Source organism: Streptomyces zaomyceticus (genome assembly GCF_014656215.1).
GTDB classification, from domain to species: Bacteria; Actinomycetota; Actinomycetes; order Streptomycetales; family Streptomycetaceae; genus Streptomyces; species Streptomyces zaomyceticus.
On sequence record NZ_BNBZ01000024.1, the window covers coordinates 85,907 to 105,396 of the forward strand.

Annotated in this window: 16 protein-coding genes and 1 pseudogene; 14 read left to right on the plus strand and 3 right to left on the minus strand. The window is 73.7% G+C overall.

Translation table 11 applies throughout. The features are described from left to right. Nucleotides 1-64 precede the first annotated feature (64 nt). On the minus strand, nucleotides 65-1,714 hold the full coding sequence (locus tag IE311_RS26845; protein WP_189834398.1) for a COG1470 family protein: 1,650 nt from the start codon (nucleotides 1,712-1,714) through the stop codon (nucleotides 65-67). A gap of 477 nt (nucleotides 1,715-2,191) precedes the next feature. Between IE311_RS26845 and IE311_RS26850 the strand changes: the two genes are divergently transcribed. The 14 genes from IE311_RS26850 to IE311_RS26915 all read left to right on the plus strand — a co-directional run bounded on the left by IE311_RS26850 (nucleotide 2,192) and on the right by IE311_RS26915 (nucleotide 17,594). Beyond that, nucleotides 2,192-3,772, plus strand: coding sequence for a phage tail sheath subtilisin-like domain-containing protein (locus tag IE311_RS26850; RefSeq protein WP_189834399.1), 1,581 nt, complete (start codon nucleotides 2,192-2,194; stop codon nucleotides 3,770-3,772). 119 nt (nucleotides 3,773-3,891) lie between these two features. Next, the gene (locus IE311_RS26855) at nucleotides 3,892-4,335 is read left to right on the plus strand and encodes a phage tail protein (RefSeq protein ID WP_189834400.1); all 444 of its coding nucleotides are present in this window, start codon (nucleotides 3,892-3,894) and stop codon (nucleotides 4,333-4,335) included. Then, a complete protein-coding gene (locus tag IE311_RS26860) occupies nucleotides 4,335-4,754 on the plus strand; it encodes a hypothetical protein (RefSeq protein ID WP_189834401.1) in 420 nt (139 codons plus the stop codon). The genes IE311_RS26855 and IE311_RS26860 overlap by 1 nt, the downstream gene beginning before the upstream one ends. After that, nucleotides 4,751-4,903: a DUF6760 family protein gene (locus IE311_RS26865; protein WP_189834402.1), complete on the plus strand. Its 153-nt coding sequence runs from the start codon at nucleotides 4,751-4,753 to the stop codon at nucleotides 4,901-4,903. Before IE311_RS26860 ends, IE311_RS26865 begins: the two co-directional genes overlap by 4 nt. Nucleotides 4,904-7,531: 2,628 nt before the next feature. Then, a complete protein-coding gene (locus tag IE311_RS26870) occupies nucleotides 7,532-7,930 on the plus strand; it encodes a hypothetical protein (RefSeq protein ID WP_189834403.1) in 399 nt (132 codons plus the stop codon). 95 nt (nucleotides 7,931-8,025) lie between these two features. Further along, the gene (locus IE311_RS26875) at nucleotides 8,026-8,463 is read left to right on the plus strand and encodes a phage tail protein (RefSeq protein WP_189834404.1); all 438 of its coding nucleotides are present in this window, start codon (nucleotides 8,026-8,028) and stop codon (nucleotides 8,461-8,463) included. Between the two features lies 1 nt (nucleotide 8,464). Then, nucleotides 8,465-9,205, plus strand: a complete 741-nt coding sequence (locus tag IE311_RS26880; RefSeq protein WP_189834405.1) for a CIS tube protein — start codon at nucleotides 8,465-8,467, stop codon at nucleotides 9,203-9,205. Next, nucleotides 9,202-11,016, plus strand: coding sequence for a VgrG-related protein (locus IE311_RS26885; protein ID WP_189834406.1), 1,815 nt, complete (start codon nucleotides 9,202-9,204; stop codon nucleotides 11,014-11,016). The genes IE311_RS26880 and IE311_RS26885 overlap by 4 nt, the downstream gene beginning before the upstream one ends. 48 nt (nucleotides 11,017-11,064) lie before the next feature. Next, the gene (locus IE311_RS26890; RefSeq protein WP_189834407.1) at nucleotides 11,065-11,463 is read left to right on the plus strand and encodes a GPW/gp25 family protein; all 399 of its coding nucleotides are present in this window, start codon (nucleotides 11,065-11,067) and stop codon (nucleotides 11,461-11,463) included. A gap of 10 nt (nucleotides 11,464-11,473) precedes the next feature. Further along, nucleotides 11,474-13,462: a putative baseplate assembly protein gene (locus IE311_RS26895; protein WP_189834408.1), complete on the plus strand. Its 1,989-nt coding sequence runs from the start codon at nucleotides 11,474-11,476 to the stop codon at nucleotides 13,460-13,462. Beyond that, complete coding sequence (locus tag IE311_RS26900) at nucleotides 13,459-14,019, plus strand: phage tail protein (protein ID WP_189834409.1); 561 nt, start codon at nucleotides 13,459-13,461, stop codon at nucleotides 14,017-14,019. The genes IE311_RS26895 and IE311_RS26900 overlap by 4 nt, the downstream gene beginning before the upstream one ends. Nucleotides 14,020-14,162: 143 nt before the next feature. Beyond that, nucleotides 14,163-15,476, plus strand: coding sequence for an NADase-type glycan-binding domain-containing protein (locus tag IE311_RS26905; protein WP_189834410.1), 1,314 nt, complete (start codon nucleotides 14,163-14,165; stop codon nucleotides 15,474-15,476). A gap of 244 nt (nucleotides 15,477-15,720) precedes the next feature. After that, nucleotides 15,721-16,845, plus strand: a complete 1,125-nt coding sequence (locus IE311_RS26910) for a phosphotransferase enzyme family protein (protein WP_189834411.1) — start codon at nucleotides 15,721-15,723, stop codon at nucleotides 16,843-16,845. Beyond that, nucleotides 16,845-17,594, plus strand: coding sequence for an NUDIX domain-containing protein (locus IE311_RS26915; RefSeq protein WP_189834412.1), 750 nt, complete (start codon nucleotides 16,845-16,847; stop codon nucleotides 17,592-17,594). The genes IE311_RS26910 and IE311_RS26915 overlap by 1 nt, the downstream gene beginning before the upstream one ends. Nucleotides 17,595-17,613: 19 nt before the next feature. Here IE311_RS26915 and IE311_RS26920 read toward each other — a convergent pair whose 3' ends face one another. Further along, nucleotides 17,614-18,084: a hypothetical protein gene (locus tag IE311_RS26920; protein WP_189834413.1), complete on the minus strand. Its 471-nt coding sequence runs from the start codon at nucleotides 18,082-18,084 to the stop codon at nucleotides 17,614-17,616. A 434-nt stretch (nucleotides 18,085-18,518) separates the two neighbouring features. Next, a pseudogene (locus IE311_RS37435) lies at nucleotides 18,519-18,997 on the minus strand (serine/threonine-protein kinase); the annotation flags it as partial. Between the last annotated feature and the right edge of the window lie 493 nt (nucleotides 18,998-19,490).

The window sequence follows — 19,490 nt, forward strand, 5'->3', positions numbered from 1 at the left end:
CCGGGTCCCTCGGCCCAGGTCGTCTCCTTCGGACCAGGCAAGATCCGGAAGAGACGGCCCCGGCTCACATGACGCTGCCGCCGACCATCTTCTGGAGGGTCGCCCAGTCGACCTTGCCGCTGGCGGGCAGGCCCACGGCCGACTGGTAGGCGCTGATGTACCGCGCGGTCGTGTCGCTGTACTTGGTGAGCGTCTGCTTGTCCGTGCGGAGGTAGTCGATGCCGGCCCGTGCGTAGTTGCGCGCGTTCTGGAGGTCCCTCGGGCTGGACTGGCGGTTGTACGCCCACCAGAACGCCGCCATCAGCTGGGTGTTCTGGTGCGTGCTGGATCCGGGCTTCACCGTGTCGGGTGTGATGCGCTGGGCCCAGAGCGAGACGAGGGTCGCCCGGCCGAGCTCGCCCTCGTTGTCCGTCAGGAAGATCGCGGCGGAGTTCTTGTTGTTCTCCTCGCCGTCCTTGACGACCGCGCGCTGGTAGCAGACGAGGGAGGAGCGGGTCGGCGCGTCGATCACGCCCTTGGTCCAGCCCGGCTTCAGCGTGCAGCGGTTGGAGGCCCCCAACGCCGCGAGGCGTTCCTGGGCGAACTCGACCACCAGGTCCTTCGGGTAACCGGTGCGCCAGGGCGGCACGGTCACCGGGGCGGCGGGCGGGGCCGTGGTCGGCTGGTTGCCGCCGCCACCGGGATTCGATCCGCCCTGGGTCGGTCCGCCGCCGCCACCGCCGTTGCCACCACCGCCGCCGCCGGACGAGCCGCCCTCGGTGGGTCCACCGCCGCCGGCTCCTGAGCCGTCGTCGCCGGGGGGCGGCGGGAGGTCCTGCGTGAGGGGCGGGAGGTCGCTGCCGGGCGGCTTCCCGCCGGGCGTGGGCCCTCCGGTCGAACCGGGCGGAGGCGGCGCGTCGGGAAGCTCGTCGCCGGTCCCCTGCGGCGCCGGCCTGGGCACGTTGGTCGCCTTGATCTCCTTCGCCGCGCTCACGATCTTCGGCGAGAAGTTGAACCAGAGCACGATGAAGGCGATCACGGCGGTCAGCAGGAGTCCGCCCACCACGACGAGCCAGTTCCCGAAGACGGGGCGCTGGTCGAAGGTGGCGTCGAGGTCGAGCGCGGTGTCGTCGCCGGCCCGCCGTACGGCCACGGTGAACCGGTGCTGCTCCTCGGCACCGGTCCACCGCACGGTCTGGGGCCGCACCACGAGCTCGCCGAACGCGGCGCGGCCCGGGGCGATCTGCACGGCGTTCGGCCGTACGTCGAGGGTGAGCCGGTTCGCCTCGTCGCGCGCCACGAGCGAAGCGGTCAGCGGGGTGTTGCCGAGGTTGTCCACGGCGATCCGGGCGCGTCCGCGGAAGCGGCCGAGGAGCGCGGGCGGGAGCAGTTCGGCACGGGTCTCGGTGAAGGGAGTGACGGTCAGCCGGCCCTCCACCACGTCGCGGGCGCCGGAGTTCTCCCGGGGGTCGACACGGATGCCGTACGGGAGGGGTCCGGCCTCCACGTCCGAGGAGCGGGGCGGGGCGAAAGATATCTCGGCGGTTCCCTCGCTGCCCGGGTAGAGACGGAGCACGTCCGGCTCGATCCGGGACCAGCCCGAGGGTTTGCCGACGAGGGAGAGGCGGTATTCCTCGACGGTGTCGCCGGTGTTCCGCACCCGCAGTCGGGCGCCGGCCCGTGCTCCGGGCTCGACGGTCACCTCGGCCGGGTCCAGAGAGGTCCACATGGTCATGGGCGAACGTTAAGGGCGCGGGGGTGGCTTCCGGCTGCCCGAAAGTCCCTGCCCGGGGGCAGCGCCGGGTGCCCCCGCGACGTCCTGTCCAGGCATCCCCGGCCGCCCCGCGCCCCCGGTGCGCCCGGTACACGGGTGCGGTGTCCGCGAGGGCAATCGGCACTGCCCTCGCGAGCGCCCCTTCCTCCCTGGTCGGGGCGGCGGGGCTCGACGAGAGTCGGTGGTGTTCGACCGCTGCCCACAGCCGAGGGCAGGCCGCGCTGCGGCGGACCTCGGAGGTGTCCTGGCGAGCCCTGCCCGATCGACAGGACATCCCCCGGGGGAACGCGGCGTTCGCGGCGCCGGTACGGCAGCGGTGCGGCGGGCGGCGGGAGTGGTGGTCCGCGGACCACGTTCCCGCCACCGCCCGCCCCGCGCCGCGACACCGCACGACCACCGCATTCCGCAGAACCACGCCCTCCGAGGAGACCACGCACCATGCCCACGTACCTGTCCCCCGGCGTCTACGTCGAGGAAGTCGCCAGCGGCTCCCGTCCCATCGAGGGCCTCGGGACCTCTGTCGCCGCGTTCGTCGGGCTCGCGCCCGTCGGGCCGCTCAACGAGCCGGTGCTCGTCACGAACTGGTCGCAGTACGTCGCGTCGTTCGGTGACTTCGCGGACGGGTACTACCTCGCCCACTCCGTGTACGGGTTCTTCAACAACGGCGGCACCGCCGCGTACGTCGTGCGCGTCGGTGGCGGGGACGCGCAGGGCGCGACCCGGGCCGTCGGCTCCGTCGCCTCCGCCGCGCCGCAGCTCGTCTCCGGCGAGGCGGTCGCGCTCGGCACCTTCAAGGTCGCCGCGATCGCCGCCGGATCCGAGGCCGGCGGGGCGCTGACCGTCGAGGTGCAGGACGTCGAGGGCGAGACCGAGCGGTTCAAGCTGGTCGTCAAGGACGGCGAGAAGGTCGTCGAGAGCTTCGACGCCTCCGCCAAGAAGAGCGCCCGCAACTACGTCGTCGCGCAGGTCAAGCAGCGTTCCAAGACCATCGTCCTCGAAGAGGCGACCGCGGGTGCGCAGCTCGCCAAGCCGGACGCGCAGTCCGTGACGCTCGCCCCGCCCGTACAGATTCCGGCGCAGGTGACGACGCAGGCCGAGGCCGGCGCGGCACTGGAGTCGAAGCAGTTCATCGGCGACTCCGCCGACCGGACCGGTTTCGGCGGGCTCGAGGCGTACGACGAGATCAACATGGTCGCCGTGCCCGACCTGATGGCCGCCTACCAGCAGGGGCTCATCGACCTGGAGCAGGTCAAGGCCGTCCAGCTCGGTCTCATCGCGCACTGCGAGCTGATGGGCGACCGGATGGCGATCCTCGACCCGCCGCCGTCGCTGAACGCCCGCGACATCCGCAAGTGGCGTCAGGAGTTCGCCGGTTACGACTCCCCGTACGCGGCCCTCTACTACCCGTGGATCAAGTCCTTCGACCCGGCGAGCGGCCAGACCCGGGTGGTGCCGCCGTCCGGCCACATGGCCGGCGTCTGGGCGCGCAACGACGCCGAGCGCGGTGTCCACAAGGCCCCCGCCAACGAGATCGTGCGCGGCGCCGTCGACCTGGAGCTCCAGATCACCCGTGGCGAGCAGGACCTGCTCAACCCCATCGGTGTGAACTGCATCCGCGCCTTCCCCGGCCGCGGCATCCGGGTGTGGGGCGCGCGGACCCTGGCGTCCGACCCGGCGTGGCGCTACCTGAACGTCCGCCGCTACTTCAACTACCTCGAGGAGTCGATCCTCGTCGGTACGCAGTGGGTCGTCTTCGAGCCCAACGACCAGTCGCTGTGGGCCCGTATCCGCCGGAACATCTCGGCCTTCCTCGTCAACGAGTGGCGCCAGGGGGCCCTGTTCGGCCAGCGCGCCGAGGACGCCTTCTACGTGAAGTGCGACGCCGAGACCAATCCGCCGGAGTCCGTCGACCTCGGCCGCGTGGTCTGCGAGATCGGCATCGCCCCGGTGAAGCCCGCCGAGTTCGTGGTCTTCCGCCTCGCCCAGATCCAGGGCGGTGGGGGCGAGCTGGAGGAGTAGTCCTCCCCGCTCTCTCCGCCCCGGCTGCTCCACCGCCGGCCTGCCCTCCCCCGGCCTTCCGACCTCGGTCCGTGCGCCTGCCGCGCGCGGATCCACCCCTCGAACAGGAGTGAACCCCCATGTCCCTCGACACCGGTGACGCCCTCACTACCCATAATTTCGGCCTGCAGATCGACGGCGTCATGGTCGAGACCCTGCAGGAGATCAGCGGCCTCTCGATGGAGCAGGACGTCATCGAGTTCCAGCAGGTCTCGGCGGACGGCAAGCCGATCATCAAGAAGCTCCCCGGGGTGAAGAAGGCCGGTGAGTGCACGGTGACCCGCGGCGCGACCCAGTCCGCCGCCTTCACCGAGTGGATCTCGTCCTCCATCGCCGGAGACATGGGCTCGGCCCGCAAGGACGCGTCCATCATCTTCCTGGACTACCAGCTCACCGAGGTCAAGCGGTACAACCTCCGCAACGCCTGGTGCACCAAGGTGGAACTGAGCGCCACCAAGGCCGGCGACGCCGCGGCGTTGACCGAGCAGGTCACCATCACCTTCGAAGAGCTGACGCTCGGCTGATGCGACGCGAGGGATCGGCGGGAGCGCAGCAGGGCCGCCGACAGGAGCCGCTCCGCACGGAGTTCGAGTTCGAGCTGCCGCGCGGGTTCGTCGACGAGGCGGGCACCGTGCACCGCAACGGGGCGATGCGGCTGGCCACGGCCAGGGACGAACTGCTCCCGCTGCGGGACATCCGGGTCCGTGAGAACCCGGCCTACCTGTCCGTGGTGCTGCTCGGCCGGGTGATCACCCGGCTGGGCACGCTCCCGTCGGTCCACGACGGGACGGTGGAGAACATGTTCGCCTCCGACCTGGCGTTCCTCCAGGACTTCTACCGGCAGATCAACGCGGAGGGGCACACCAGGGCCGCCGTCGCCTGCCCGCACTGCGAGGAGTCCTTCGAGGTCGAGCTGGCCGGGAGCCGCCTGGGGGAATCGTGACGTACCCGGCCGACCGGATCGAGGAGGAGACCGCGTACCTCGCCTTCCATTTCCACTGGGGCATGGACGACATCCTCGATCTGGAACACGCGGACCGGCGCGGGTACGTGGCCCAGGTGGCCTCGCTGGTGGAGCGGTCGCAGGCGTAACGGCAGGACAGGGAAGGGAGGTTGGAGGAGACCGTGGGGATGTTCGAGAAGTGGCGGGTGGCGCGGTCCTCGCGCGGCGGGGATTCCGCCGGGCCCGAGGAGAGCACGGCGCCGGTCGCTCCCGCGACGGCGTCCGGGGACGCGTGGCGTGCGCTGCCGCCCGTGCAGCGGGTGCTGGACGGCGGACCGCGCACGGTCGCGGAGTACGGTTTCTCGTCGTCCCTCGCGACCCACTGGAACCCTTCCTTCCAGAGCGACCTGGGCCACGGCGCGGTCCCGGACGCCCCGGGGGGCGTCATGCTCGACGCGGTGCGGGCCGTTCCCGCACCCGTGCAGAAGTCGGCGGCCCACTCCCGTCCGACGGAGCTTCCGGGGCTGCGGCTGCCGGTGGCGGCATCGGGGACGGTGCCTGGTCCGGGGCCGGGAACCGAGGCGGGTGGGGGCGCGGCTGTGGCTTCCTCGACCGCCTCCCCTGCGGGCGGTGGCGCGGCGGTGCCCACACGTGCGGGTGGTCGTCGTGGCGCCACGCAGTCGGCCGTCCAGCGGGTGGCCTCGGCACCGGACGCTCGGAGCGGGCACACCGCTCGTCCCGGCCGGGCCGAGGCCGGCAGTCCCCCTCGGGGTGCGGCTGCTGCCGCTCCGGTACGAGGTGACAGCGCGCCGCCCGTGAACGCGACCTCGGGCACGCCCGGTTCCTCGTCCCGGTCCGCCCGGTCCGTCCCACCGGTCCCCTCCGTCCCGTCCGTTTCTCGATCCGCGCCCGCATCGGGACCGGTTTCCCGGCCGGCGTCCGGGTCCGGGTCTCCGGCGATTCAGCGCGCTGCCGCGCCCGCCGGTGGTCCCGACCGGACCGCACGGACGTCCGCGCCGCCGAAGACCGGCGGCGCGACCGCCGGGGGCGTGCCGCATGCGGCAACGCCGTCCGTCGCCGCCATGCCGCCCGGACCTGTACGGCCCACGCCCGTTCGGCGCTCGCCGCTGGTGTCGGCCCGGCCCGTACAGCCGCCGCGACAACTGGCTCCCGCCGGTGCCGTACGGCCCACCGGGACGACGGCACCCGGCACGTCAGCCGTCCAGCGGGCGGCGGGTCCTGCCCCTGCGCCCCCGAGCGGTACGCACCCGACCACCGCACCCTCCACCGCCGCACCGGAGCCCTCGGCTGCCGGGCGGCCCCAGAACGTCCCGGGCCTTGCTTCCCCCGTGGGGCCCGGGACTCCCGACGGCGCTCCCGTCACGCCGGCCACTCCGGTCGCTCCGGCCACTCCGGTCCAGCGCCGCCCTCCGGTACGCCGTTCGCGGCGCGCCCCGGGCGCCGACTGGAACACGACGGCATCCACGCCGCCGGCGAGCCCGTCCGCCCCGGAGTCAGCGGCACCGGCACCGAAGGCGAGCCCCGCGGGCTCTCCCCGGCCGGCGCCGGCCGCTGCCCCCACCCCTCCTGCGGCTCCGACGGCAGGCACCCGTTCCGCCGCTCCGGCACGCCCTTCCAGCCCGGCGACTCCGGCGCCTCCTGCGGTCCCGGTGGCTCGGAGCGCCGTCACCACGCCCGCACCCCCGAAGGCTTCGGCACCGCGGGACTCCTCGGGCAGCCCCGTCGCAACGCCTTCGCCCACGCCCGTGTCGACACCGATGCCTGTACGGCCTTCGGCGTCGGCGCCCTCGGCGAATCCGGCACCCGTGATCGCGCGGGCGCCCGCCGCCCCGCCCGCGCCCTCGCCGATACCGACGACGCCCGCACGCCCGGCGCCCCCCACGGCCCCCACGGCCCCCACGGCCCCCACGACCGCGACAGCTCCTACGTCCCGGTCGACCCCCGCGGCCGCCGCCTCACCCGCCGTCCCGCAGGCCCCGACCACTCGGCCGAGTCGACCGAGCTCACCGGCCCCGACTCCCCCGGCCCGGCCGGGACTCGGTGCCCCCGTGCAGCGGGCCACCGTCTCGACGCCCGCGCCGCACGCGAGCGCCTCCCCCCGACGGTCCCCGATCGGGGCACCGATCACGCGCACGGTCGCGCCGGTGGAGGCATCCGCCCGTCCCACGGTGTCGACCACCCCGGGGAGCCCCACGGCCGCCCCGGTCCCGAGTGCGGCCGATCCGGCTCCCGTCCAGCGAGCGGCAGCACCCGGGGTTCACTCCCGGCCCACGGCGCCGGACGTCCCCGGCGCGCCGCCCGCCACGAGTAGGCCCACCACCCCCGTGGCCCCCGCCCCCGCCCCTTCCTCCACCTCCACCTCTGGGCCGGTCCCGCCCACCCCCTCCCCGGCGTCCACCCCTCCCCCCGTGGTCACCGTCACCGACGTCCCCCGGGCCACCGCCCCCGCCGTCCAGCGCCGGGCCACTCTCCCGCTCGCCAGTACCCGGCCGCTCATCCCGAGCCTCCCCGGCGCGGCGAACCCGCCGAGCGCCGCGAGCGCGCCCGACTCTCCCCGTACTCCCCTCGGCCGGGCCCCGAGCTCCGCACCCGGTGGCGGCCGTCCGGCCGCACCCCTCGCCGCCCCCGCCGCCGTTCCCCTCGTCAGGCCGACCGCCGCCGCTGCCCCTTCCTCTTCTCCCTCCTCAGCTGCCCCCTCCCCCGCCGTGCAGCGTGCCTCCGCCACCCCACCCACCGGCGGAGTCCCTCGCCCCGGCGTGCCCGTCGTGCCCATCTCCCCGCCCTCCGCGGCGCGCCCGGTCGCCCGACCGGTGGTCGTCCAGCGCCAGAGCGCCCCCGAGACCGGCGCGGCGGCCGCCCCAGGCCCGGTCACCCCCGTGGTGACGCCCACCCCGCTCCAGCGGTCCTCGCCCGCGCCGGCTCCGCTTCCTCACGCCCCACGTGCGGCGACGGTCACCCGTACCGCGCCCGCCCAGACCTCCGTACAGCGGACAGCCGCCGACACCCCGGCCGCCCCTCGCACCGCCGGTTCCGAATCGCCCACCCAACTGGACGAGTTGGCCCGCCGACTCGTCACCCCGCTCTCACGGCTCCTGCGCGCGGAGCTCCGTGCCGACCGCGAGCGCGTGGGCCGCCTCCGCGACCACGGCCGCTGACCCCGCGCCCCGATGCCGGCCCCGACCGTCACCGGAGCCGCACCCGACATCGAGATCGACCCCGACACCACCCACGATCCGAGAGACCCGCCATCATGACCCAGCAGCTGGACCCCGCATCCACCGTCTTCTTCAAGCTCACCATCGACGGCGAGGACCTCGGCCTGTTCAACAGCTGCGACGGTCTCTCCTCCGAGGTGGAGGTGGAGCAGCGCCGCGAGGGCGGCAACAACGGCTTCGTCTGGCAGCTGCCCACGCGCGTCACCTTCTCCACCATCCGTCTCACCCGCCCCCTCACCCCCGAGACCGCGCGTGTGGCGGCCTGGATCTCCTCGCTCGCCACCGGTATCTCCCGCCCGACGGCGCAGATCGCGGCCCTGCGTGCCGACGGATCGATCGTCGCCCAGTGGGGCCTGGTGGAGGTGCTGCCGGTCCGCTGGACGGGCCCGACCCTCGATCCTGCCAATCCGGCCGTCGCGACCGAGACCCTGGAGATCGCGCACCACGGCTTCACCGACGCGGGAGGCGCCTGAGATGGCCCCGTCCTTCGCCGGGCTCGCGGCCAGCGGGCTCTCCCGCGCCTCGCTCGCCATCCACCAACCGCCGACCGACCTCTCGAACTCGTACGGGGGCAAGCTCGGCGAGGTGAAGTTCGAGTTCAATCCGGACCAGCTCCAGCTCAGCCGGTCCGCGCACTGGTTCACCGAGCAGGCCGTCGCCTACGACCGGGGCGCGCCACCGAAGTTCACCGGCAGCGAGCCCGCCCAGCTGCAGCTCGAGGTCTTCCTCGACCGCTCGGCCGACCCGTCCTCCAACGACGTGCAGCAGCAGGTGGAACTGCTGCTCTCCTGCTGCGAGGTCACCCAGCAGAGCATCGCCGCGAAGGCGCCCTCGCCACCGTGGGTGCAGTTCTCCTGGGGGTCGTTCTCGACCGTTCGCTTCGTCGCGTACGTGACGTCCGTGTCGGCGACGTACACGCTCTTCAGCCCCAGCGGCATTCCGATCCGTGCCACCTGCTCGCTCTCGCTCACCGAGATCGCCGGCGCGACCAAGAAGCAGAACCCGACGTCCGGCGCGCTCTCGGCGCGCCGGGTGCACCGCACGGTCGCCGGGGACTCCCTCGCCTCGCTCGCCTGGCGCGAGTACGGCGACGCCACCCGTTGGCGGGTCATCGCCGAGGCCAACCGCATCGACGATCCGATGCGGCTGCGGCCCGGCACGGAACTGCTGCTCCCGTCCACCACCGAAACGCCGGAGACCGAGGGCGCCTCATGAGCGAGAAGACCTTCACCACCGTCCTCCACGTGCAGCTCGACGGCACGCCGCTGCCGGACCCGCTCGCGGTCCGCCTCACCGAGGGGTGGGTGGACGCCAGTGTCAACGTCCCGTCCGCCTTCCAGCTGACCTTCAGCGACAAGGACGGCACCCTCACCACGAAGTTCCCGTTCCTCAAGGTCGGCGCCATGGCGGTGCTGTCCCCCTTCACCGACGGCAGGCTCGGTGAGCCGATGCTCACCGGCGAGGTGACCGCGGTCGAGGTGGACGCGACGCCCGGCCACGGCAGGTACCTGATCGTGCGTGGTTACGACCCCGGCCACCGACTGCTGCGCAGCCGGCGCGTCGAGGGCTACCCGAACATGACGGCCTCCGACATCGTCCGGAAGCTCGCCGGGCTCAACCGCATCCCGATCGGCAGGATCGACGCGACGCCGACCGTGTACGAGCTGGCCACCCAGCCCAACATCACCGACTGGGACTTCCTGTCCCGGCTCGCGCGGGAGAACGACGTCCGGCTCTCCCTGGACACGGCGGGCCGGCTCGTGTTCGCCGCGCTGCCGCCGGCCTCCTCGGCGCCCGCCGACACCACGCCCGCGGCGGTCAGCCCGTACGTCCTGGACTTCGGGAGCAACACCCTGCAGAGCCGGGTGTCCGTGACGGCGGCCGGTCAGGTCGGCAAGGTCGATGTGCGGGGCTGGGATCCCCGGACCAAGCAGGCCCTGTCCTCGCCGACGCCTGCCGCCACGAGCAGGGAGATCGTCTCCGACATCACCCCGGCTCAGCTCTCCGCCCCCTTCGGACCGGCCGAACTCGCCGCCACCGAAACGCCGTTCACCACGCAGTCGGAGGTGACGCAGGCGGCAACGGCGCTCGCCGACGACGTGACGGGATCGTTCGCGGAGGTGGAGGTCGCCGTCACCGGCAATCCTGCTCTGAAGCCGGGGCAGCCGGTGGCCGTGAAGGGGGCGGGGTTCCCCTTCGAGGGACGCTACACCGCCACGGGTGTCCGTCATGTCTTCGCCTCGGGGCGGCAGTTCGCGACCTGGCTGACCGTGTCGGGACGCCAGTTCCGTTCGCTGTACGGGACGGCGTCCGGCGGTGGGGAGACGGCGCCGCCGATGCCCGGTGTCGCGGTCGCCCTGGTCACCAACACCAAGGACCCGCTCTCGCTCGGCCGGGTCAGACTGCGATTCCCCTGGCTCTCGGCGACGTACGAGAGCGGCTGGTGCCGGGTGGCCCAGCTCGGCGGACGCGGTGGCGGCGGGCTCATGCTCCCCGAGGTGGACGACGAGGTGCTGTGCGCCTTCGACCGGGGGTCGCTGGAGCACCCGTACGTCCTGGCGGGGCTCTACAACGGTGTCGACAAGCACACCCCGGCCACCGACCGGGTGCCGCCCGTCGACCCGACCAGCGGCCGGGTGCAGTGGCGGGCCATGACCTCGCGCACCGGTCACACGGTGGAGTTGCGCGAGGAGGGCGGCCGGACGCGTGCCTCGCACGGCATCCGGCTGCGCACCGCGAAGGGCGGTCTGAGCGTCGAGCTGAACGAAGCCCGCACCACCCTGACGATCGACAGCGACGGGACGGTGACCATCACGGGGGCGCGGGGAGTGACGGTCGAGTCGGGGATGGATCTGACGCTCTCCGCCAAGGGGCGGATCAAGCTCGACGCGGGGCTGGGCGTGGACATCAAGGCGGGGGCGAAGTTCAAGGTCTCGGCGCTGACACAGGCCGTCGTCAACGCACCGGCCTTCGTCACCTCGACCGTCCCGATGCCCAATCCCGTCGTGGCGAACCTGCCGTTCTGATGACCGCCCCCACCCCGTCTCTCTTGGAATCCAGAGGAGGACCGTCCCTTGAGTGAGCACTTCGTCGGCGCGGGGTGGGCCTTCCCCCTGCGCACCGGACCGAGCGGCTCCATCGCGCTCGTCCGGCGCGACCGCGAGATCGAGGAGTCCATGCGCCTGGTGCTCGCCACGGCACCGGGCGAGCGGCCGATGCGTCCCGAATTCGGTTGCGCCGTGCACGAGTTGGTGTTCGCGCCGGTCAACGACTCGACGATGGGGCGGGTCCGGTACGAGGTGATGTCCTCGCTCGACCGCTGGGAGCCGCGCATCGAGGTGGAGGAGGTCACGGTCACCCCCGCGCCCGGGGAGCCGACCACCCTCTACATCGACATCGGCTACCGGGTGCGCGGTGCCAACAACCCGCGCAACCTCGTCTTCCCCTTCTACGTCATCCCCTCCGAGGACTGAAAGAGCCGCCATGGCCCTGCCCGCACCCCATCTCGACGACCGCCGCTTCCAGCAGTTCGTCGACGACGCCAAGCGCTACATCCAGCAGGCGTGCCCCGAGTGGACCGACCACAACGTGTCCGACCCGGGTGTCACCCTGGTCGAGGCGGTCGCGCACATGGCGGACCAGCTCGTCTACCGCCTGAACCGGGTCCCGGAGAAGAACCATCTGGCCTTCCTCGACCTGCTCGGTGTGACGCTGTTCCCGCCCGCGGCGGCCCGCGCAGAGATCACCTTCCGCCTCTCCGCGCCGCAGCCGGAGCCGGTGGTGCTGCCCACCGGCACGGAGGTGTCCACCGGGCGTACGGAGACGGAGGAGGCGGTCGTCTTCGCGACCACCGCCGATCTGACCGTGGTGCCCTGCTCGCTGACCCACGTCCTGCGCCAGGAGGCCGGGGGCACGCCCGAGGACCGCTCCCAGGACCTGCTCGGCGGCGAGGACGTCCCCGCGTTCTCGCCCCTGCCGCGCGTCGGTGATCTGCTGCTGCTCGGGCTTTCGGCGGCCGTGCCGGACTGTGTGCTCGTCCTCGATCTGGACAGCCGGGTGGACGGCGTCGGCGTGGACCCGCGCAGGCCTCCACTGGTGTGGGAGGCCTGGACCGGGACCGAGGGCTGGGTCGGGTGCGAGGTCGACGAGGACACGACGGGCGGGCTGAACCGTCCGGGCGAGGTGGTGCTGCACATGCCGGCCGGGCACGCGGTCTCCCGGCTCGGGGGGCACGAGGCGGGCTGGGTGCGCTGCCGGGTGGTGGAGCCCGCGGAGGGCCTGCCGTCGTACAGCGAGTCGCCGACGGTACGGGCGGCGGCCGCGTTCACCATCGGCGGCACGGTGCGCGCCGCGCACGCCGAGGCGGTGCTGAACGAGCAGCTGGGAGCGTCGGAGGGCGTCCCGGCGCAGCGGGTGCGGCTCGCGCACGCGCCGGTCGTGGACCGGCCGCCGCTGCTGCTCCAGGTCGCCGAGCGGGCGGACGGCGGCATGGACGAGGAGGACCCCGAGGCCGGCTGGGAGGAGTGGAGCGTGGTCCGCGACTTCGCTTCCTCGCGCCCCGGTGACCGGCACTTCACCCTGGACGCGACCACCGGCGAGATCGCCTTCGGCCCGTGTGTCCGCCAGCCGGACGGCACCTTGCGGCAGTTCGGGGCCGTGCCGCCGAAGGGAGCGGCGATCCGCGCGGTCCGTTACGGCACCGGCGGCGGCCGGGCGGGCAACGTGGCCCGCTCCACGATCACCGTCCTGCGCAGCTCCATCCCGTACATCGCACGCGTGGAGAACCGCGAGGCGGCACGGGGCGGAGTGGACGGGGAGACGGTCGAGGAGGCCAAGTCCCGCGCGCCGATCAGCCTCCGGGCGCAGGAACGGGCGGTCACCGCCCGGGACTACGAGGAGCTGGCGCGCCGGGCGGCGCCCGAGGCCGCCCGCATCTCCTGCCTGGCGGCGGACTCGGCCGAGTCCGGTGACAACGCGGTCCGGGTCCTGGTCGTCCCGCAGGCCGTACCGGACCGGGGCGGCAGGCTGCGCTTCGAGCAGCTCGTCCCGGGCGAGGAGCTGCTGTCCCGGGTGACCGGATTCCTCGACGAGCGCCGCCCGCTGGGCACCCGACTGGCCGTCGGACCGCCTTTCTACCAGGGGGTGACGGTGGTGGCGACGCTCCACTCCTTCCGCGCGGCCGAGGCGGAGCGCGTACGTGCCGACGCCCTGGACACCCTGTACGCCTACCTGGACCCGCTGACGGGCGGGGCGCACGGCGAGGGGTGGCCGTTCGGCCGCCCGCTGCGGGCCGGTGAGGTCTTCGCGGCGCTCCAGCGGGTGCCCGGGGTGGAGCTGGTGGACGAGGTGCTGCTGCATCCGGCCGATCCGCTGACCGGCCGCAGGGGCGACACGACGGACCGGATCGAGCTGGCACCGTCCGCGCTGCTCTTTCCGTTCGACCACCGCGTCCGTGTGATCGAGGCCCGGTGAGCGGGTCGGCGCGGGGGACGGTTCCCGGTCTTGCGACCCCGTACCCGCTGGGGGCGGCGCTGCCCGCCGTCTACGCGGAGGACGACTTCGGGCAGCGGTTCGTGTCCGGGCTGGACGTCGTCCTCGCTCCCCTGTTCAACGTGCTGGACTCGTTGGAGGCGTACTTCTCGCCCGCGCTCGCTCCCGCCGACTTCGTGGACTACCTGGCGACATGGGTCGGCGCGGAGGTGGACGGCAGCGAGTCGCTCGCGCTGCGCCGCCACGCGGTCGCCTCGGCCGTGGCGCTGCACCGGGTGCGCGGCACCCGGCAGGGTCTCGCGGCGGCGGTCCGGCTGGCGTTCGGTGTGCCGCCGGAGATCACCGAGAGCGGGGGCGCGAGCTGGTCCGCGGCGCCGCTCGGCCCGTTCCCCGGCTCTCCCGTGGCCGGGCTGCACGTCGTCCTCCGGGTCGCCGATCCGTCCACCGTGGACGCGCACCGGCTGCGCGCGGTCGTGGCGGCGGCCCGGCCGGCGCACCTGCCGTTCACGGTGTCGGTGACGGCGGCCGGTACGCCCTAGGGGCCGTCTCCTCCGGAGCCTGCCCGACCCGCGCCGGGTGATGTGCCCTCCGTCCCGGCGAGCCGTTCCGTACCCCCGGGGGCGACCACTGCCGGTTCGCCCACCGCGACCTCTTCCCGTACACCCGAAGGAGCTTGACCCTCATGAGTGACGCGCCCCAGTCCCGTCCCTGCCCGGACTGCGCGAGCCCGGTGCGTGCGGCGGACCAGTCGTTCTGCGACAGTTGCGGAGCGTTTCTGCGGTGGGACAGCCCGGCCGGAGCGGCGACGCCGTCCGGTCCGTCGACCGGCACTTCGGCCGATCGGGCCGCCGCCGGCCCCGGCGGAACGCCGCCGGCAGGCGGGGCCCCGGACCGGGAGGAGTCGGTGCCCACCGCCGCGGACGAGCACACGCCCGGCCTCCCGGAGCGGTCCGAGCCGGCCACGCCGCCCGCTTCGACGCCCGGCACCGATGTCGCGGTGGACGCCGAAGCCGACCCGTCGGACTCCCGCGCGCCGGACGGCCGCTCCGCCGTCGACCCGGAGGAGGTCACCGCCCCGCTGCCCGCGGTCGACTCGACCTCGACGGCGCCGCTGCCGGCCGCCGTACCGGAGGCGCGGCCCGCGACCGAGGGGCCGTCGGACACTCTCGTACGGTCCCTCCTCGTCCCGGTCCCCGGGAACCGCCCCGCGGAACCGGCCGTCGCCGCGCCCGTGCTCCCCGCCCGCCCGGAGGCCGCGCGGCCGACGGTCCGGGCCGCAGAGGGGCCCGCCCCGGTCGCGGGCGGGACCCCGTGCCCGGCCTGCGCGCTGGCCAACACCCCGGGCCGTCACTTCTGCCGCTTCTGCGCGACCCCCATGGTCCCCGAGCAGCTCTCCACGGCCGAGGGCCCGTACGCGGGCCGACGCCCCGGGCTCGGCCGCGACCGCGGCCGCTGGATCGTCCGCGCCCTGATCGCCGCGGCCGTGGTGACCGTGGTGGTAGGCGGGATCGTCGGCGGCCCGCCCGCGGCCCGCGCGGTCCAGGACCACTTCGCCACCCGGGTCCCGGTGCACCCCGTCGCCTGGGCCGCCACCCACTCCGCGCCGAGGCAGGACCCGAGGCTGGCGGGCGACGGGTACTCCAACACGTGGTGGGGCACGGGGTACGCGGGTGACTCCGCGGGCCAGTACCTGGAGGCCCGCTTCGCGGAGCCGACCGATCTCCTGAGCGTCCTGATCACCCCCGGCAGCTCGAAGAACACCACCCAGGCGGACGGCCAGGCGACTCCGCGCACCTTCGAGCTCGTGGTCAAGGACTCCTCGGGAGAGACGCATCTGTCCCAGCACCGCATCAACGACGGGGGCACCCAGCGCGTCGACGTCCGGGTGCGTGACGCCCTGACGGTGCAGCTGGTGCTGCGCACGGCATGGCGGGCCGACCCGCAGAAGCAGGTGGCCGTGGCGGAGCTGGAGTTCTTCGGCAGGTCCGTCTCCTGAGCCGACCCGGGCCCCGGGAGGGGCCCTCACCGGCATCAGGGCCGTCACGCTCAAGGTGTCCGGGCGCTCCGCCGAGGACGCCACCCGTTTCGAGGCGATGTTCACCGCGGCACGCTCGGAGGACTGATCTCCTCGGCGATCTCCTGTTCGAACCTGTCGCAGTCCGCGAGGAACTCCGGCCTCGGTGACGGCGGTCGGTGACGTCGGTGGCGTATATCGCCGTGTCCAGCGGGAAGGCTGTGGCGTGACCATCAGCTCCCGCGCGCGCCTCGACCGAGTGACACTCCTGCTCGCGGGCGAGTTCGGTATCGTTCCGGCCTCCCTCAGCGAGGGGCCGGCGGGTACCGAGACCCGCAACTACGTGGCGCGGACGGCCGCGGGCGACCGCTGGTTCGTGAAGACGTACGCGGCCGGGACGGATCTCGCGCGGGCCGAGGGCGCGGCCCGGCTCAGTGAGTACGCCCGGCTGTGCGGCGTACCCGTCGCGCGGGCCCGCCCGGTCGTCGACCAGGAGCGGCTGGTCGCCTCGTACAAGGGCACGACCCTGTCCGTGACGGCTTACGTCGCGGGGGCGGTCACGGCCGACGGGCAGCTCACGGGCCGGAGATGGGAGGCGGTCGGCGCGGCGGTCGGACGTCTGCACCGGGGCCTGGCCCGCCACCCGCTGGGCCCGCCAGCGCTCGGCGCACGGGACCGGTCCTTCGACCCGGGGCGCGCTCGCCGGCGGCTCATGGATCTGGTCCGGCGGTACGAGGCGGAGCCGCCGCGCAGCGGCTTCGAACAGTGGGCGTCGAGGACCGCACGGGAACGGCTGGCCGCGCTGCCGCTCGTGGAACGGCTGCTGGAGAAGGCGCCGTCGGAGACGACCTCGCAGATCGTGCACGGGGATCTGTCGGGGCCGAACGTGCTGCTGCGCGGCGCCCGGGTCGCCGCCGTGATCGACTTCCGTCCGCCGGGCCGGCGCGACCCCATATGGGAACTGGGTCGCCTGGCGCTCGATCCGCGCACCGTGCTGACCCACGCGGACTGGCCGCAGGGCCTCGCACGGCTCGTCGCCGCCTACCACGAACTGCACCCGACGCTGCCGGTGCGGGAGCTGGTGAGCGTGGTGCGGCTGGCGGCTGCGTACCTCGGGTGCACGGTCTATCCCTTGAATACCGTCGTCGACGGGCTGGGACCCGTCACCCCGTCCCTGGAGGCGTACGCCCGGAACCGTGCCCTGGCGGCGGTCGAGCTGCGCGAACGGCTCGACGAGGCGGAGGAGCTCCTTCGCGACCGGCTCGGACCGCCCGGCCCACCACCTCGGACGCCCCGGAAGGTCTCCGGCGGGGGCCGGTCCCTTCTCCCCGACGACAGGTCGCACCCCTGATGAACGAAGGTCCCGCGCAGCACCGTCCGATCGAGCCCGTCGAGTTTCTCGATGCCCACCGGATCACCTTCGTCGAACATCCGCCGCCCGCGTTGTCACCGAGGGAGCGGAGGGAAGTGAACCGGATGTGGGTGGACACACGGGCCCGCCACCCCCACACCTTCGACGGCCCCCTGGTCGCGAGCCTGGGCGCCGATCTCCCCGCACCCGGTGCGCTGGTGGTGCGGTGGGCGCGGGTCACCTACCGATACCGGGCGCTGCGACGGCTCCGGCCTCCCGAGGACGTACCCGGGTCGGTGTTCGTCACCGTGCTCATGCCCACCGAGGCGGGTCTCGTGGTCGGACGGGGGTCCTCCGCCACTGCCGCCGCCGGCAGCTGGACCCTCCCGGGAGGCTCGGTGGAACCGCCGGCGGACGGTCACCCCCTCGACGCGGGAGTCCTGCGACGGAACGCGGTGCGTGAGCTGACCGAGGAGATCGGGATCCGGATCCCCGACGAGGACGTGCGGTTGTTCGCCGTCACCCGGGGACGCCGCTTCGGCAGCCTCGGGTTCCACTTCCTCGCCCCGCCGGTGACCCGCGCCCTCGTACTCCGTCGGCACGCCGGGCTCGTGGCCGCGGAGACCGGGCGGGGCGCCGGGCCCGAGCTCGACGAGGTCGCGTTCGTCGCCTCGCCCGCCGCGGCGGACCGCCTCGGCAGGGGCGCGGACCATCTGCGCCAGGTGCTCCACCGTTACGTCTCGGCATGAACCACGGGCGGCGCACCCGTCAGACCGTCGGTACCCGCGTACGGAACGACCGGAGGTCCTGCCAGAGGAAGGCGGCGAGGCCCAGGAAGGCGCCGGCGTGGAGGAGCCACCAGCCGCCCTCGTACGAGAAGGTGGCGCTCTCCATGACACCGGAGGGAAGGGAGCTGGTCAGGTCTGGCAGTTCCCACCACAGGTCGGCCACGACGAGGCGCACCGGGAGGGCGAGCGCACAGGCGTACCCCAGCAGGCGCGGGACGGTGGCGGGCGTCCGGCGCGGCCCGGTGGCCCGGTGCACGAGGACGGCCTGCGCGAGGAGTGCCGTCAGCAGCCAGGACCAAGGCAGCAGGCCGTCCTGCGGGGCCGGGTCCGGGAAGCGGTCGAGATCGAGCAGCTCGTAGGTCGACTGGTTCGCGTCGACGCTCCGCCCGTCGCCGGTCCACAGGTGGAGCTGGAAGGCCATCAGCGGCAGGGCGCCTCCCCAGAGTCCCATACATGGCGACCACGGTCAGCGCCGCTCCCACCAGGGCGCCCCGCCGGACCCGCCGCACCTCGGCGCCGGGCTGTGTCGGCAGCCCCTCAGCCGCCGGAGCAGCGGCGGATGCCGGCTGTCGTGGTGCCGGCAACACCGCGGCCGGTTGTGTGGGCCCCGCGTATCCGGGGACCGGTGCAGCCGGAGGGGGCGCCGCCGGCTTGTCGTACACCGTTGGCGTCGGGGGAACGAGGTGCGGTTCCGACCCCGACCCCGGCCCCGGCTCCGCCCTCGACCCAGGCCTCATCTCCGGCCCCGGCCTCGCCTCCGGCCGCGGTTCCGGCATCGGCCCCGGTTCCAGGTCGAGCAAGCGGGCCGCGTGGCTGCCCAGTCGGGCCAGAACCTCGCTCGGCAGCCAGATCCCGGCGGGCAGGTCTCCGGTCGCCTCGGCGATCTGCGTCCAGGGCGCGGGCGATCCCGAAGTCGATGACACGGGGCCCGTCGACGGTGACGAGGACGTTGGAGGGTTTGAGGTCGCGGTGGACCAGTCCGGCGCCGTGGATGTCCTGGAGTGCGCGGGCCAGCCGGTTGGCGAGGGTGCGCACGGAGTGCTCGGGCAGCGGTCCGTAGTCGCGGGAGACGACGGTGTGCAGATCGGGGCCGGGGACGTACTGGGTGGAGACCCAGGGCACGGCGGCCTCGATGTCGGCGTCGAGGACCGCGGCGGTCCATTCCCCTCCGACACTGCGGGCGGCGCGAACCGTCGCCGGAACTCGGGGTCCCGCGCGTACTCCGGCTTGACGACCTTGACCGCGACGGTGCGCCCGCTCTCGGACCTCCCGAGGTACACCCGGCCCATTCCGCCCTCGGCGAGCAGGCCGAGCAGCCGGTGGCGCGCGATGTGTGTCGGATTGTCGGGTGTGAGCTGCCGCATGTACGTCCCCTGTGCCGGGCCGGCTCCTCACGTCCCCTCGGCCGGGCGCCGATTGCGTGACGCCGGTCAAGCTACCGGACGGGGCTTGGCCGCTCCCGGCACCGGTGTCGGCCCCGGGAGCGGCCACGGCGTCACCCCACGGAAGGTCGGGTGCGCGGCCACACCGCCGTGTCGGCGGGCAGGCGGCCGTCCGCGCCGAGGTAGATCGTGAGCCGCCGGCTCGGAATTCTGCCTCTCATACGGGTCTTTCGGCCTGCCGGGCTGCGACTCGGAGTCGACGCAGGGCCTCTCACCAGGAACCCGGCGGCACTCCGACAACTAATGACGGCGATATTCGCTATTCTTGAGCTTTTCTGTTGATGATTTGCATCACCGAGGTGTCCGAATTCCCTCGCGCCGTCAACAGCGGCGAAAGAAAGGGAGGTTGAGCCGCCCCACCCCGCAGATCAACGACATACGGCTCCGGCGCCGGGGGAGGCCGGGTGGGCCTCCC